This window comes from Yeguia hominis (assembly GCF_014384705.1).
In the GTDB taxonomy this organism is placed as follows: Bacteria; Bacillota; Clostridia; order Oscillospirales; family Acutalibacteraceae; genus Yeguia; species Yeguia hominis.
On record NZ_JACRSN010000006.1, the window covers coordinates 72706 to 86118 of the forward strand.

12 protein-coding genes are annotated in these 13413 nt (G+C 55.9%); 4 read left to right on the forward strand and 8 right to left on the reverse strand.

What is annotated here, in order from left to right:
• Nucleotides 1-1216 precede the first annotated feature (1216 nt).
• The gene (locus IAG03_RS14245) at nucleotides 1217-1801 is read right to left on the reverse strand and encodes a DapH/DapD/GlmU-related protein (protein WP_283243016.1); all 585 of its coding nucleotides are present in this window, start codon (nucleotides 1799-1801) and stop codon (nucleotides 1217-1219) included.
• Nucleotides 1798-3165, reverse strand: a complete 1368-nt coding sequence (locus tag IAG03_RS05425) for an MATE family efflux transporter (RefSeq protein WP_249318833.1) — start codon at nucleotides 3163-3165, stop codon at nucleotides 1798-1800. Before IAG03_RS05425 ends, IAG03_RS14245 begins: the two co-directional genes overlap by 4 nt.
• Nucleotides 3166-3288: 123 nt before the next feature.
• On the opposite strand from IAG03_RS05425, the gene IAG03_RS05430 reads away from it, so the two are divergent.
• Complete coding sequence (locus tag IAG03_RS05430) at nucleotides 3289-4200, forward strand: AraC family transcriptional regulator (RefSeq protein ID WP_249318834.1); 912 nt, start codon at nucleotides 3289-3291, stop codon at nucleotides 4198-4200.
• 1120 nt (nucleotides 4201-5320) lie between these two features.
• Here IAG03_RS05430 and IAG03_RS05435 read toward each other — a convergent pair.
• Nucleotides 5321-5500, reverse strand: a complete 180-nt coding sequence (locus IAG03_RS05435; RefSeq protein WP_249318835.1) for a ribbon-helix-helix domain-containing protein — start codon at nucleotides 5498-5500, stop codon at nucleotides 5321-5323.
• Between the two features lie 137 nt (nucleotides 5501-5637).
• Between IAG03_RS05435 and IAG03_RS05440 the strand changes: the two genes are divergently transcribed.
• A complete protein-coding gene (locus IAG03_RS05440; protein ID WP_249318836.1) occupies nucleotides 5638-6147 on the forward strand; it encodes an SLOG family protein in 510 nt (169 codons plus the stop codon).
• A 48-nt stretch (nucleotides 6148-6195) separates the two neighbouring features.
• Here the strand turns inward: IAG03_RS05440 and IAG03_RS05445 are convergent, their stop codons facing one another.
• From IAG03_RS05445 to IAG03_RS05460, 4 genes are all read right to left on the reverse strand, one after another.
• Nucleotides 6196-6483 carry a hypothetical protein gene (locus IAG03_RS05445; protein ID WP_249318837.1) on the reverse strand — a complete coding sequence of 96 codons (288 nt, stop codon included), beginning with the start codon at nucleotides 6481-6483 and terminating at the stop codon, nucleotides 6196-6198.
• 164 nt (nucleotides 6484-6647) lie between these two features.
• A complete protein-coding gene (locus tag IAG03_RS05450; RefSeq protein ID WP_249318838.1) occupies nucleotides 6648-7136 on the reverse strand; it encodes a pyridoxamine 5'-phosphate oxidase family protein in 489 nt (162 codons plus the stop codon).
• Between the two features lie 315 nt (nucleotides 7137-7451).
• Nucleotides 7452-8915, reverse strand: a complete 1464-nt coding sequence (locus tag IAG03_RS05455; protein ID WP_430472441.1) for a terminase large subunit domain-containing protein — start codon at nucleotides 8913-8915, stop codon at nucleotides 7452-7454.
• Nucleotides 8916-8949: 34 nt separating this feature from the next.
• Entirely contained in the window at nucleotides 8950-9939 is a 990-nt protein-coding gene (locus IAG03_RS05460; protein WP_249318840.1) for a hypothetical protein, read from the reverse strand.
• Nucleotides 9940-10089: 150 nt separating this feature from the next.
• Between IAG03_RS05460 and IAG03_RS05465 the strand changes: the two genes are divergently transcribed.
• A complete protein-coding gene (locus IAG03_RS05465) occupies nucleotides 10090-10839 on the forward strand; it encodes a DUF2238 domain-containing protein (protein ID WP_249318841.1) in 750 nt (249 codons plus the stop codon).
• Between the two features lie 1089 nt (nucleotides 10840-11928).
• Nucleotides 11929-12774: a hypothetical protein gene (locus IAG03_RS05470; protein WP_249318842.1), complete on the forward strand. Its 846-nt coding sequence runs from the start codon at nucleotides 11929-11931 to the stop codon at nucleotides 12772-12774.
• Between the two features lie 83 nt (nucleotides 12775-12857).
• Here the strand turns inward: IAG03_RS05470 and IAG03_RS05475 are convergent, their stop codons facing one another.
• Nucleotides 12858-13247 (reverse strand): hypothetical protein, encoded by a 390-nt coding sequence (locus IAG03_RS05475; RefSeq protein ID WP_249318843.1) that lies wholly within the window; start codon nucleotides 13245-13247, stop codon nucleotides 12858-12860.
• Between the last annotated feature and the right edge of the window lie 166 nt (nucleotides 13248-13413).

The window sequence follows — 13413 nt, forward strand, 5'->3', positions numbered from 1 at the left end:
CAGTGGTTTTGTCCGTTCTGGAAACCCGCTGGACGCGAGAGCACGCAAAGCGTGTTTCGTCGCGCCAGAAGTTTTCATTCATTCCGTAGCGCGCTGGACGCGAGAGGTCGCCCCTGCCGTTCCGCAGCTTGTCCATTCTGCGCCCACTTTCACAAAATCAAAATCTGTTTTTCTGTCACACTCAGTGTCTCTCACCGCGCACACGCAGTGTGTTTTATCGCACCGGTGGTTTTGTCCATTCTGGAAACCCGCTGGACGCGAGAGGATGTGCCTACCGTTCAGTGGCTTTTCTTTTCTGATCTTCCGCTCTGAAAGGGTTCTCCGTTCCGCACACGAAGTGTGTTCCACCGCGCACACGAAGTGTGTTTCATCGCGCCGGTGGTTTTGTCCGTTCTGTAAGAATCGTGGACACGGGAGGTCGCGTCTACCGTTCCGCGGCTTTTCTTTTCTGATCTTCGCTCTGAAAGGGTTCTCCGTTCTGAACATCCGCTGGACGCGAGAGCACGCAAAGCGTGTTTCGTCGCGCCGGAAGTTTTCATTCATTCCGTGGCGCGCTGGACGCGGGAGGACGTGCCTACCGTTCTGCGGCTTTTCTTTTCTGATCTTCCGCTCTGAAAGGGTTCTCCGTTCTGAACACGCAGTGTGTTCCATCGCGCACACGCAGTGTGTTTCATCGCGCCGGTGGTTTTGTCCGTTCTGGAAACCCGCTGGACGCGGGAGGTCGTGCCTACCGTTCCGCGGCTAATTTTTGCTTCGCTATCCACTCTCTGTTTGCAAAAGTCAAAAGTCACGACTGCCGTACGTTCCGCCTGTTATTTGATTGCCCGCCGCAAATTTTCTGCAGATTTTAAAAAAACATTTTCGGCTTCTTGTATTCGGGTAGGCCGCATTCTTCCAACAGTACAGGCGCGCACACGCAGTGTGTTCCATCGCGCCGGTAGTTTTGTCCGTTCTGGAAACGTGCTGGACGCGAGAGGGAACTTTCGCCATGCTGTAGTTTTTTAACTGGCTTTCTTTACTAAATTTCTTCGCCTGCGAACCGGCACAATCGCCGCTTCCGCGCCCGGCCAATCAAATAAGCGCATCATTCTCACCATAAAAAAGCACAAAACAGCCGCCCGAAGCCAAAAAGGGCGGCTGTTTTGCGTTTTCAGAAAGCCATAAAAAGCCGTTTTCACGGCGAAAAACGCGAATGCAGAACAAAACCAAACAAATCTTAGAGATCCCGGCGGTAGCGCGTTTTGTCCTCTTCGGTAATCTCGCGAACCACGCGGCAGGGATTTCCGGCCGCAACGGTCATCGGCGGAACGTCCTTCGTTACGATGCTGCCCGCGCCGACGACGGCCCCGCGCCCGATCGTGACGCCCGGCATAATCACGACATTGCTGCCGATCCAGGCCCAATCCTCGATGACGACCGGTTTGCTGATCATTTCGCCGTTCGGGCGCGCCTCATAATGCAGCGGATGGCCGGTTGTACAGATGGTCACGCCGGTTGCGATGAGGACATGATTGCCGATCGTGATTTTCCAGTCATCGATCAGCGTGAGATTGGAATTGATATAGACGCCGTCCCCGATGGTGACGGTTTTGCCGCGCGCCAGCGAAATCGTCGGCTCAATCCAGACGTCTTTCCCGACAGAGGCAAAAATTTCATGGAGCAATTCATCCCGTTTCGCCTTCTGGGACGGCGGAAGGTGGTTAAACGCATACGCCAGGTCCTTGGCACGCGCCTGTTCCGCAAAATATTCTCCGGTATCGCACCAAAGCAGTCCTTTTTCCTTGCGCTCGTCTTCCGTCATGTCAGATCTTCCTTTCTTGTCAGGTCTTTGACCCATTTGTATTTTTGATAGTTCCGGTAAACGGCCGGAAGCTTCATGATTTCATCGAGATTCAAAAGCGCAAAGACGGCGATCACCGGCCAGTGCAGCACAAACGCTGTCAAAAGTCCCAGCGGCACGCAAACACACCACATGATGACGATATCGCACTTGAGACCGAATTTCGAGTCTCCGCCGGCGCAGAAAATGCCGCAAATGGTCATCATATTCATGGAATGCCCGATCATATTGAAGAAGCAGACCACCAGCATCCAGATCAGATAGCCCCGCGCGGCAACGCTCAGATCCACAACCCAGAGCACCAGCGGCGTCAGCGCAACCGTCACCGCACCGGAAATCACGCCGGCCAGAAGGGCGATCCGGCAAAGACGCGAGCCGAGATGCTTTGCGGTATCCAGCGCCCCGCGGCCGAGTTCGTTTCCGATGAGGATCCCGCCGCCGGCAGCAAGCCCGCAGTAAAAGCACGAGACAAGATTTTTGACGATATTGGCGATGGAATTGGCCGCCACCGCATCGGAGCCGAGATGGCCCATGATGACGGAATACATGGTAAAGCCCAAGCACCAGACAATCTGGTTGCCGAGCACCGGCAATGCATATTTCCAGAAATCCGACCGGAGCCACGGCTGCGTATGGAGAAGATCCGCCATGCAATAGCGCACGCGATCCTTCCGTGCGGTTTCCAGCACGCACCAGAGCAATTCGACGACCCGCGCGGCGACCGTTGCAATGGCGGCGCCGAGGATTTCCAGGCGCGGCGCACCGAACAATCCGAAAATCAGGACGGCATTGAGTACAATATTGAGCACCACCGACACGGAACTGATCCGCATACTCGCGGCGGCACGGTCGGTATTTTTAAAGATGCACAGATAGATCTGGGAGATGCCGCTGAGCAGATACGAAACGGCAACCGCCCGCAAATAGGAAGCGCCCTGTGCAATCAGTCCGGCATCCGGCGTAAAAAACCGCATGAGAACTTCGGGAATCGCCAGCGCCGCAACGGTAAACAGAAGCGAAACCGAGACGCTCAGCTTCAGCGCATAGGCGAAGATTTTTTCGACCGTCCGCCGGTCGCCTTTGCCCCAATACTGCGCGGCAAGAATGCACACGCCGCTGGTCAGCGCCGCCACGACCATATTGATCACGAACGTAACCTGGCTTGCCAGCGACACAGCCGAGAGAGCGTCCTGACTGACGCCGCCGAGCATAAAGGCATCCGCCGCGCTGACGGCCGACAGCATGAACTGCTGGAAGGAAATCGGAAGCACAAGCGTCCAAAGGCGTTTGCGGAATTCTTTTTGACTCATGCCTGGGGCATTCATAGGGCAGCCTCCTGCTCTTGCGAATTCTTTTGAATCTGGCTATAATAATAGCGTACTCATTTTAAAAATACTATCGTTATTTTAGCTAGTTCTATAACAATCCTGTATTTGGAGAAAAAACCTATGTTGTCTGTTGATCTTGCGCAGGATCGCTCTGAGCGCGTCCGGTATAACTTTCCGGAGTACCCGGCCTATATCCGGTCGGGCAATCTCTCGGACTATCCGCACTATACCTTTCCGAGTCACTGGCACGACGACATCGAGCTTCTCTATGTCACTTCCGGAGAAATGGAATACAGCGTCGACGGCGAAATCTTGACGCTGCAGGCCGGCAACGCAATTTTTATCAACTCCAAACGGCTGCATTACGGATTTTCTTCCGCCGAGACGGAATGCACCTATTTTTGCATCCTGATCCATCCGTCCGTCCTGCGGATCACGCCGTTTTTCGAGGAGCGCTATCTTGCGCCGGTTGCCGAAAATGCCTGCATGCCGTACCTTGTGCTGAAGCCGGAAGAAGACTGGCAGGTCGAGGCCATCGCGTGCCTTTGCGCAATGGACGCGGAAAAGGATGCCCCGGGCGCGGTTTTGCGGATTCAGAGCGCCTTCTGTAAATTCTGGGCGCTGTTATACGAGCAGATGCCGCATCAAAGCCCGCCTTCGGCTGAAGCCGAAAAAGAAAGCCGGCAGCTCCAGCCGCTCAAGGAAATGCTGGTGTTTCTCTCCGCACACTACGCCGAAAAGCTGACGCTTGCCGAAATTGCCGCCGCGGGAAATGTCTGCCAGAGCAAATGCTGCGCGCTGTTCCGGCGATACCTTTCCCGGACGCCGATGGTTTACCTGACGGAGTACCGGCTGACCCGCAGCGCCGAGCTGCTGCGCAGTACAGATCAAAGCATTACAGATATCAGCTTCGCCTGCGGCTTTTTGAGCGCCAGCTATTACACGGAAACCTTCCGCAAATGGATCGGCTGTACGCCCAAAGCCTACCGCGCCGGCAGCGTGCGGTCTGCATCGGCCCAGCAAGCAGAGTAGGCGCCGATTTTGCGGAGGAAATGCGGAAGCGTGGCGGCACAGGCACAAAAATTTTCTCTGCGGCGAACGCGCTGTTTTGCAGTGCGGAAGTTTCCCGGAAACCGCGCTTCTCCCCGAAAACCGGGGCACGAACCGGCCGCGTCTGCGGCTTTGTGTTTCTGCGGAAAAATTCTCTGTATCGTAAGCTGCGCCGCCCGGCTTTTTACCTATCCGGTACGCGGCTACCCTGCGCAGGATAACTGCGCAGGGTTAGGCCGTGCGGCCCTTCGGCCGCACGGCGTTCGTGCCCCGGTTTTCGGGGAGAAGCAGCTTGCAGAAACGAGGGCGCGCCGGACAAAATTTCGCGGAAAACGCCGCCGCACAGGGAAATTTTCCATGCATCCGATGCAGCAAAACACTTTGTGCAGTAAACCACCATGATGGGCTTGTGGTTTGCACGGTCAGCCGGATAAGCTGCGGAACGATAAAACACCCTTTCGATTACGCTGCTATTCGCAAGCAAAGAAAATCGCGGAACGGAAAAGCCGCAGAACGGACGAGGCCTCCCCTCGCGTTTTTGATTGTGCTGCCGATTCATAGGCAAAGGAAGCCGCGGAACGGCAGACGCGTCCTCTCGCGTCCGGCGCGCCACGGAATGAATGAAAACCTCCGGCGCGATGAAAGGCACTCCGTGCCCGCGATGAAACACGCTCTGCGTGCGGCATGAAAAAGCCACGGAACGGCAGACGCGTCCTCTCGCGTCCGGCGCGCCACGGAATGAAAACCTCCGGCGCGATGAATGGCACTCCGTGCCCGCGATGGGACACGCTTTGCGTGCTCCCGCGTCCGCTCGGCTACAGAACGGAGAAACCCTCTGGCGCGGGAGATCAGAAAATCACGGAACGGGAAAGCCGCAGAACGGACGTGGCCTCCTCTTGCGTTTTTGATTGTGCTGCCAATTCATAGGCAAAGGAAGCCGCGGAACGGTAGGCACGCCCTCCCGCGTCCACCCGGCCACAGCACGGAAAAAGTGACCGGCGCGATGAATGACACTCCGTGCCCGCGACGAAACACGCTCTGCGTGCGCAAAATAAAACACCGCCGGAAACGCTCCCGGCGGTCAAATCATTTTCAGCGTTTTTTACGCTTCATTTTCTTCCTTTAAAGATGCGAGCGCCTCACGCACGGCTTCAATGACGAAAGCAGAAAATGTACAGTTTTTACCTTGAATCATTGCTTCTACTTCTTCTAATAAATCATTTGGAAATCGAATCGTCTTATTTGTCGTCGGAGGAATGGATGGGATTTTAAAGCCTTTCACGGCGATACCTCGCAATACAATTGTATTGCTAATATTATCCCCCCTTTCGTTTCAAATATCTGCATTGCAAACGTATTGCAATCACATGAAAAATATGATACGATACATATATCGCAAAAAAGCTGGGAGGCCACGCCATGAACCATCCGCAGACCGCCTGTTGTTTCACCGGACACCGCAACCTTCCCAAAAATCACCTTTACGCGCTCAAGCGCGCGCTGCCTGCCGCTATCGAGGACTGTCTCGAGGACGGCTGTTTTGACTTCTACTGCGGCGGCGCGGTCGGCTTTGATACGCTTGCTGCCGATGCCATTCTCCATTTGCGCGCCCAGGATCCCCGGATCCGGCTGCACCTGCTGCTTCCCCATCGTCATCAGGCCGACCTTTTTTCGCCGGATGACCGCATCCGCTATTATGACATTCTCTCGCGCGCAGATACTGCGTTCTTCCTTTCGGACACCGCAGTCAGCGGCAATATGCTCCGGCGCAACCGCGCACTGGTCAACCACAGCACCCGCTGCATCAGCTACTGCACGCGTTCTTCCGGCGGCACCGCCTATACGGTCGCCTATGCTGTGTCCCGCGGCATTCCCGTGTACAATCTGGCGGAGCAAATTTCCGCCTGGAGCATTCCGCCGAAACGCTGAGCAGACGCAAAAAGGCCGCACGCAGAAGCTCTGTGTGCGGCCATCGCTTTATTCTTTTGTGTCCAAAAGTCCCAGCACAATTCGTGCGCCGGCTTTCATACCTTGCTCAAAATAATTCTGCTGACATACGCCAATCTGCGCAAACAATTTGCTGCTCAGTTCGTCAAAGTCGTCGCGGCCCTCACAAAGTGTCCGCAGCATGGCAAGGATTTCCCCCTGCGCCGCCCGAACCTGTTCGCTGCAGGAGCCTTCGGCATTTCCCGGATGCTCTGCACCTTCCATCAGGAACCCCGATAATTGATATGGATCTGTTCGCTCTAACATTTTTTTAAACATAACGCCCCTCCTTCGAAAATCGCCATAATTGTTAACCAATTATAACATATTTTTACAGTAATTATAAACAATGCTGCCGCTTGGTTGTAAAACAAAAAAATGCCGACCCCATCCAAACTGGACTTGAACAGGCTCAGCATAGGCGGATTGGATCCAATGCCTGCCTAAAAGCTTCCGTGCTTCTTGCAGGAAAGGCTTTTGACGTCCACGCGAAACACTGTCACCGCGCGCAGGCTATTCTTCGTAATCACATAATCCTCGCGTTTTCCGGCAGCCTGCTGCATGAGCAGAAGCAGCCCGCGCTCCTTTTCCTTCGGATCCACAACGAGCGACGCGCGTCCAGAACCGATCACCGATGCATAACAGGCGCTGTAGCCGCAGGCATCCGCCGGATTTTCCGGCCTCATCAGCCGGTATCTGCAGTCGAGCTCAAAGGCAACATTGGGATTTTGCTGCATCAAATCGAGCTTGCGCCCTTCTCCGGCACAGTGAAAGTAGAAGACCCGTTCGCCGTTTTCGCACGCATAGCCGAAATTCATCGGCACAATATAGGGATACATGCCTGCTGAAAAGGCCAGCCGGCATACCCGGCACTCCCGGATGATTTCCTCGATTTCCGAAAACTCCGTAACTTCCCGGTCTGTTCTTCGCAACGCGTTTCGTCTCCCTTCTCCTGCAGCTTGTTCGATCCTGCAAAATGATCTCCGATTTTTTTCATTATACTGCGAAACCGGAAAAAGTGCAACTATTCTGTCAAAATCCGCGCAAATTCCCGCAACTTGGAGAAAAATTCAGCTAAATCTGCTTATATTTTTAATTATTTTCATCCCTTTTTGTCATTTTTATTCGGAACTTTCGTTCTCAAACATACTTTTCACGCAAAAATTCTCTTACTTAAAGCAGAATAATACGCTATAAATGAAGATTGTTATGCATTATTCGCCACAGACATATAGAGCCGTGCTGTTTCAGCAGGAAATTCGGATGGATCTTCCGCGCATCGCCGGACGCACACGCAGATCGAGCGGATCATCCGGCAAAAGCGCCTGCTTCTGCGGCGCCGCCGGAGACATCGGCCGTTCCATCAGCACATACCGCACCATATCATAGATATGATCCTCGCCGTCGGTGTCGACGTCCTCGACGTTTGAGGCGCTGTAGGTCAGCGCCGGAACAGTGCGGATAAAATTCCGGCACGCTGCAAACACTTGGAACATCGGAAATCCCTCGCTGTCGAACGCCAGCCGGTAATGCATCTGCATCTTGCCCGCAATGCGCGTGTTGTCCGCCGGGCGAAAGGTGATAAAATGCGGCGACCGCGCCATCATTGCCGCGACCGATTCCCCACGGCTCTCGTCGAAAATCGACGGGTCGGCAATGCCGAGAATTTTCCGTCCGCGGAGGTTCGGATCGGTCTCCTCGATTTCGCGGATCTGCTCCGCGATCTGCGCCGGATTGCACTTTACGCCGGTATTCGGCGTCCCGGTGCAGCCGTAGTACTCGCGAATGTGATAGATTCTTCCGTCCGGATCCGCGGCAAACCAGCCCACGGCAAAGGGCTTGGCATACCCGAAGTCAAACCCGCGCCAAATCCGCCAGTGCGGCGGAATCCGGAACGGATCGATCACATGCGTCCACCGGCGGTCCGCATAGTGCGCCGGATCGTTGCGCCATTCGCGGAAAACCTGCCCGGAAAAGGAATCCCAGGAGCCGTAAAGCAGCGCGTCGCGCTCTGCGCCGGGCAGCATGGAAAGGCTCGCCAGATACTGCGGATCCTGCCGCAGCAGAATTTCATTGTCAAACACCGTGGAGGGCACAAACACCCGGCTGCGCGTGAACCGGCGCGGCCCGTCGGGGCCGTTTACCGTGACCGTTTCACAGATCGGCGTCAGCGGCGGTGCAGGCGTGATAAACCGCGATTTGACCCAGGCATGTCCCACGCCGCCCGGATTGGTTGCCGCGCGGATATACACCCGTGTTCCCGGGCCGGAGGGCCGGTTGCGGGAAAAAAGATACGCGTATTCCTCGTAAGTAAAATGGGTCAATTCGTCAAATGCGATATAGTCATAGCGCAGTCCCTGGTAGCGGAAACGATCCTGCGGCCGGTGCATGGAACCGAAAAAGATCTTCGCGCCGCTCGGGAACTCCCAACACTGCGCCGAAGCGCGGTAGACCGCCTGCGGGGAAAGCGCGCCGTAGAGCACACGCGATCGGTCAATCAGCTCCGAAAGCTCCGGACGCGTCTTGCGCAGGATCAGGGCGCGGTAATGCGGGATGGCAATCTGCCGCAGCGCCTCGCACAAAAGCGCGTCGCTTTTGCCGCCGCCTGCCGCACCGCCGTAAAGCGCCTCATATTCCCGCCGCGCCTGAAAGGCAAGCTGACGCGGCTGCGGTTTCCAGAGGATGCCGCCTTCTGTTCTGCCGGCAGGAATCCGAATCACGTGTTCCTGCTGCGCGATATCGGGGTCATTCGGGTTCCAATTCTTCGTGGTCATCCGCTGTCTCCTCCTCCAAAAGCTCCCGGTCGGATTCTCCTTCTTCTGCGGCGCCGAGCAGAATCACGCCGCCCGCCGGCGTCTTCTCTGCCGGCTCCGCGCCGCTGAGATCCCGCACGCTTGCGGTGAGTGTTTTGAGCACGTTCGCCATGTCGCGGATAGCCTTGGTATCCGCCTTTTGACAGATGCATTCCTGCAGCGCTGTGCCGTCTCCGCCTTTTTCTTTGACGAGATAGCGGAAAAACTGATCTTCGTCGCGGAAAATGCGCTGCAGCACATACCCCATATGCGCCGCTGCTTCCCAAAGATACGCACGAGCCAGCGCTTCATCACCCTGTGCCGCAGGGTCTTTTGCGGATTCAGGCGCTTCATCGCCCTGTGCCGCAGAGTCTTTTGCGGATTCAGGCGTTTTATCACCCTGTGCCGCAAATTCTTCCGCAGAGTCAGGCGCTTTATCGCCCTGTGCCGCAAATTCTTCCGCAGAGTCAGGCGTTTTATCGCCCTGTGCCGCAAATTCTTCCGCAGAGTCAGGTGCTTCATCGCCCTGTGCTGCAGAGTCTTTTGCGGATTCAGGCGCTTCATCGCCCTGTGCCGCAAATTCTTCCGCAGATTCAGGCGCTTCATCGCCCTGTGCTGCAGAGTCTTTTGCAAATTCAGGCGTTTCATCGCCCTGTGCTGCAGGGTCTTTTGCAGATTCAGGCGCTTCAGCTTGTGCGGCTTGTGTGAAAAGATCCACCGTCGCATGCAGCGGATTCTTTGGGGGTGCTGCTTGGTGCGGATCGGGCTCTGATGCCGGTTCGTTGTCGAGCCCGGCAAGGCGCAGCGCTTTCCAGCGATGGCGCGCCGCGCGGGTGGCGATGGTCTTTCGTTTCACGCCGTATTTGCGTCCGAGTTCGGCAAAACTTGCGCCGGTATCGCAGTATTCATCCTGAATCGGCGTCCAATTGATGGCTGTCCGCATGAAAAGGTTCCTCCCTGTTTGATCTTCTCTCTCATCTTAGCGGACACCGCGCGGATTTTCTCCCCGTTTTTGACTTTCTTCCTGATTTATGTTACCATAATCGCAGTTTGATTTTCCCGCAGGCAGGCGGGTTTGGAAAGGAGCCGCTTTATGGCAAAGCTTAAGAAAAAATTCAACTGGAAACGAATCGTCTGCATCATCGTCTTTATTTCTCTCGCATTCTCCATCGTTTATGCGGCAATCAATCTCGCCTCTGCGCCGACAGAAGCGCCGGCCGGCGGAGAGTTTGAGCCGGTCAAGAGCGACTATCTGCTCATGCTCACGCAGTGCATTCTCGGCCTTGTTGTGCTCTTTTTGCCGGATCTTATCAACCGCAAATTCTCCTTCTCCCTGCCGAACTACATGTTCATCATGTACTATATCTTCCTCTACTGCGCGATTTACCTCGGCGAGGTGCGCAGCTTCTTCTATCTCGTCCCGCACTGGGACTCCTATCTGCACGCCTTCAGCGGCGCGATGCTCGGCGCGCTCGGATTTGCGCTGGTTACGATTCTCAATGACGCAGAGCACGTCTCCGTCCGGCTGAGCCCCTTCTTCATCGCCCTGTTTGCCTTCTGCTTTGCGCTGGCAGCCGGCGCGCTCTGGGAAATTTACGAGTACACCTTCGACGGTCTGCTCGGCCTGAACATGCAGCGCTACCATCTTGCCGACGGCACCATGCTGGTCGGCCACGCCGCGCTCACAGACACCATCACCGATCTGATCATCGACGCACTCGGCGCGCTGCTCGTCGCTGCGATCGGATTTATCGGCCTGAAAAAGCGCAAGCTCCCCAAACTGCCCGGTCTGCAGAAAGAAGAGTCCGAGCTTTCGGAAATCGTCGATTCCACGGACGCGTAGCGTCTTCCACCGCACACGCAGCGTGTTTCTCCGCGCCGCACACAGAGTGTGTTTCTCCGCGCCGGAGGTTTTCATTCATTCCGTGGCGCGCCGAACGCGAGAGCACGCGAAGCGTGTCCCATCGCGCCGGTCACGTTCTCCGCTCTGGAAACGCGCTGGACGCGAGAGGACGCCTCATCCGTTCTGTGGTTTTCCCATTCCGCGGCTCTTTTTGCCTGTAAATCGGCAGCACAATCGAAAAAAGTGCGCTGGTTGCGGACGCATAGCGTGTCCCATCGCGGACACAAAGTGTCTCTCACCGCGCCGGAGGTTTTCATTCATTCCGTGGCGCGCCGAACGCGAGAGCACGCGAAGCGTGTCCCATCGCGCCGGTCACGTTCTCCGCTCTGGAAACGCGCTGGACGCGAGAGGACGCCTCATCCGTTCTGTGGTTTTCCCCATTCCGCGGCTTTCTTTGCCTGCGAATCGGCAGCACAATTGGAAACGCGCTGGATGCGGGAGCACGCAGAGCGTGTTTCACCGCGCCAGAGGTTTTATTCATTCCGTGGCGCGCCGGACGCGGGAGCACGCGAAGCGTGTCCCATCGCGCCGGTCACGTTCTCCGCTCTGGAAACGCGCTGAACGCGAGAGGACGCCTCATCCGTTCTGTGGTTTTCCCCGTTCCGCGGCTTTCTTTGCCTGCGAATCGGCAGCACAATTGGAAACGCGCTGGATGCGAGAGCACGCATAGCGTGTTCCATCGCGGACACAAAGTGTCTCTCATCGCGCCGCACGCAGAGTGTGTTTCACCGCGCCGGAGGTTTTCATTCATTCCGTGGCGCGCCGGACGCGGGAGCACGCGAAGCGTGTCCCATCGCGCCAGTCACTTTCTCCGCTCTGGAAACGCGCTGGACGCGAGAGGACGCCTCATCCGTTCTGTGGTTTTCCCCGTTCCGCGGCTTTCTTTGCCTGTAAATCGGCAGCACAATCAAAAACGCGAGGGGAGGCCTCGTCCGTTCTGCGGCTTTTCCCGTTCCGCGATTTTCTGATCTGATCTCCGCGCCTGGGGGGTCTCCGTTCTGTGAGCCGGGCAAACGCGGGAGGTCGTGCATGCCGTTCCGCTTGGCGTTTGATTGCCCGCCGCAAATTTTCTGCAGATTTTTAAAAAACATTTTCGGCTTTCTGCATTCAGGCAGGCAACATTCTTCCAACAAACCGGGCGCGGAAGCGCCGCGTCTGAAAGACTTCCTCTTTCACAATCACTTACCGAAAACGAGACAGCTTCGTTTCATTCTCCACGCCTTCGGCACGCGGCCGGTGCGCATTCGCGCACACAGAGTGTGTTTTACCGCGCCGGTCACGTTCTCCGTTCTGTGGTATTCTGGACGCGAGAGGACGCCTCATCCGTTCTATGGTTTTCCCCATCCCGCGGCTTTCTTTGCCTGTAAATCGGCAGCACAATTGGAAACGCGCTGGATGCGGGAGCACGCAGAGCGTGTTTCACCGCGCCGGAGGTTTTCATTCATTCCGTGGCGCGCCGGACGCGAGAGCACACAAAGTGTGTTCCATCGCGCCGGTCACGTTCTCCGCTCTGGAAACGCGCTGGACGCGAGAGGACGCCTCATCCGTTCTGTGACTTTCCCATTCCGCGGCTTTCTTTGCCTGCGAATCGGCAGCACAATCGAAACACGCAAACACGGGTTTGCGCAGGCACAAGCACTGACCGGCTTTGCTTGTTTCCGCGTTTGCCCGCAATCCCAAACGTCAAACCCTTCCCAACAGACGCGGTGCGACGTTCTTCTATTCTTCTTCTTTGCTTTTGTTTTCGCTTTTGTTTTCGCTTTTGTTTTTGTCTTTGCTTTGGTACGTTTCGTATACGGTGGTATACGGTCGTATACGGTCGTATGCACTGGGGTGCGACCGCATGCCATGGAGTACGGTCGTATACGGTGGTAGATTTCCGATCATCCCGTATCGTTCCGCACCGCTTCGCATCCACAAATCTAAAAAGAAACCGAAAAGCTGCAACCGGGCACGGTTCATGTGCGCAGATGCAGCTTTTTGTTTTCCCATTTTCGCCCCGAAAAAACCTGTGTTTCATCAAATTGTGCGCAAAAAACCGGTACAGCGCCTTGGCGTTGCACCGGTTCCATTTTTTCAAAAAAGCGTATTTCACATTGCATTCTGCCCAATGTGCGTTTACCGCGCAATGGACAATCCGCGGAATGGTAGATATCACATTTCGCACCCGGCGTACAAGCGTACAACAGATCGGAAAAGGCATCGCAATATTGGGAGAAAAGAGCCGCAGTACGAAGAAAGCCTGCGGCACGAAAAATCAGCAAGCTACAGAACAGTAGAAGTGTCCTTTCGCGTTTTCGATTGTGCTGCCGATTCGCAGGCAAAGGAAGCCACAGAACGGTAGGCATGTCCTCTCGCGTCCACGATTCTTACAGAATGGAGAACGTGACCGGCGCGGTGGGACACGCTTCGCGTGCTCCCGCGTCCGCCCGGCTCACAGAACGGAGAACGTGACCGGCGCGATGAGACACACTGCGTGTGCGCAATGAAAGACACTCCGTGTCCGCATTCTCC

Excerpts from the sequence above, each read along its gene's own strand:
- IAG03_RS05425 (WP_249318833.1), bottom strand. The coding sequence starts at position 3,165 with ATGAATGCCCCAGGCATGAGTCAAAAAGAATTCCGCAAACGCCTTTGG.
- IAG03_RS05475 (WP_249318843.1), bottom strand. The coding sequence starts at position 13,247 with ATGCCTACCGTTCTGTGGCTTCCTTTGCCTGCGAATCGGCAGCACAAT.
- IAG03_RS14245 (WP_283243016.1), bottom strand. The coding sequence starts at position 1,801 with ATGACGGAAGACGAGCGCAAGGAAAAAGGACTGCTTTGGTGCGATACC.
- IAG03_RS05445 (WP_249318837.1), bottom strand. The coding sequence starts at position 6,483 with ATGTTTAAAAAAATGTTAGAGCGAACAGATCCATATCAATTATCGGGG.
- IAG03_RS05430 (WP_249318834.1), top strand. The coding sequence starts at position 3,289 with ATGTTGTCTGTTGATCTTGCGCAGGATCGCTCTGAGCGCGTCCGGTAT.
- IAG03_RS05465 (WP_249318841.1), top strand. The coding sequence starts at position 10,090 with ATGGCAAAGCTTAAGAAAAAATTCAACTGGAAACGAATCGTCTGCATC.
- IAG03_RS05470 (WP_249318842.1), top strand. The coding sequence starts at position 11,929 with ATGCCGTTCCGCTTGGCGTTTGATTGCCCGCCGCAAATTTTCTGCAGA.
- IAG03_RS05460 (WP_249318840.1), bottom strand. The coding sequence starts at position 9,939 with ATGCGGACAGCCATCAATTGGACGCCGATTCAGGATGAATACTGCGAT.
- IAG03_RS05440 (WP_249318836.1), top strand. The coding sequence starts at position 5,638 with ATGAACCATCCGCAGACCGCCTGTTGTTTCACCGGACACCGCAACCTT.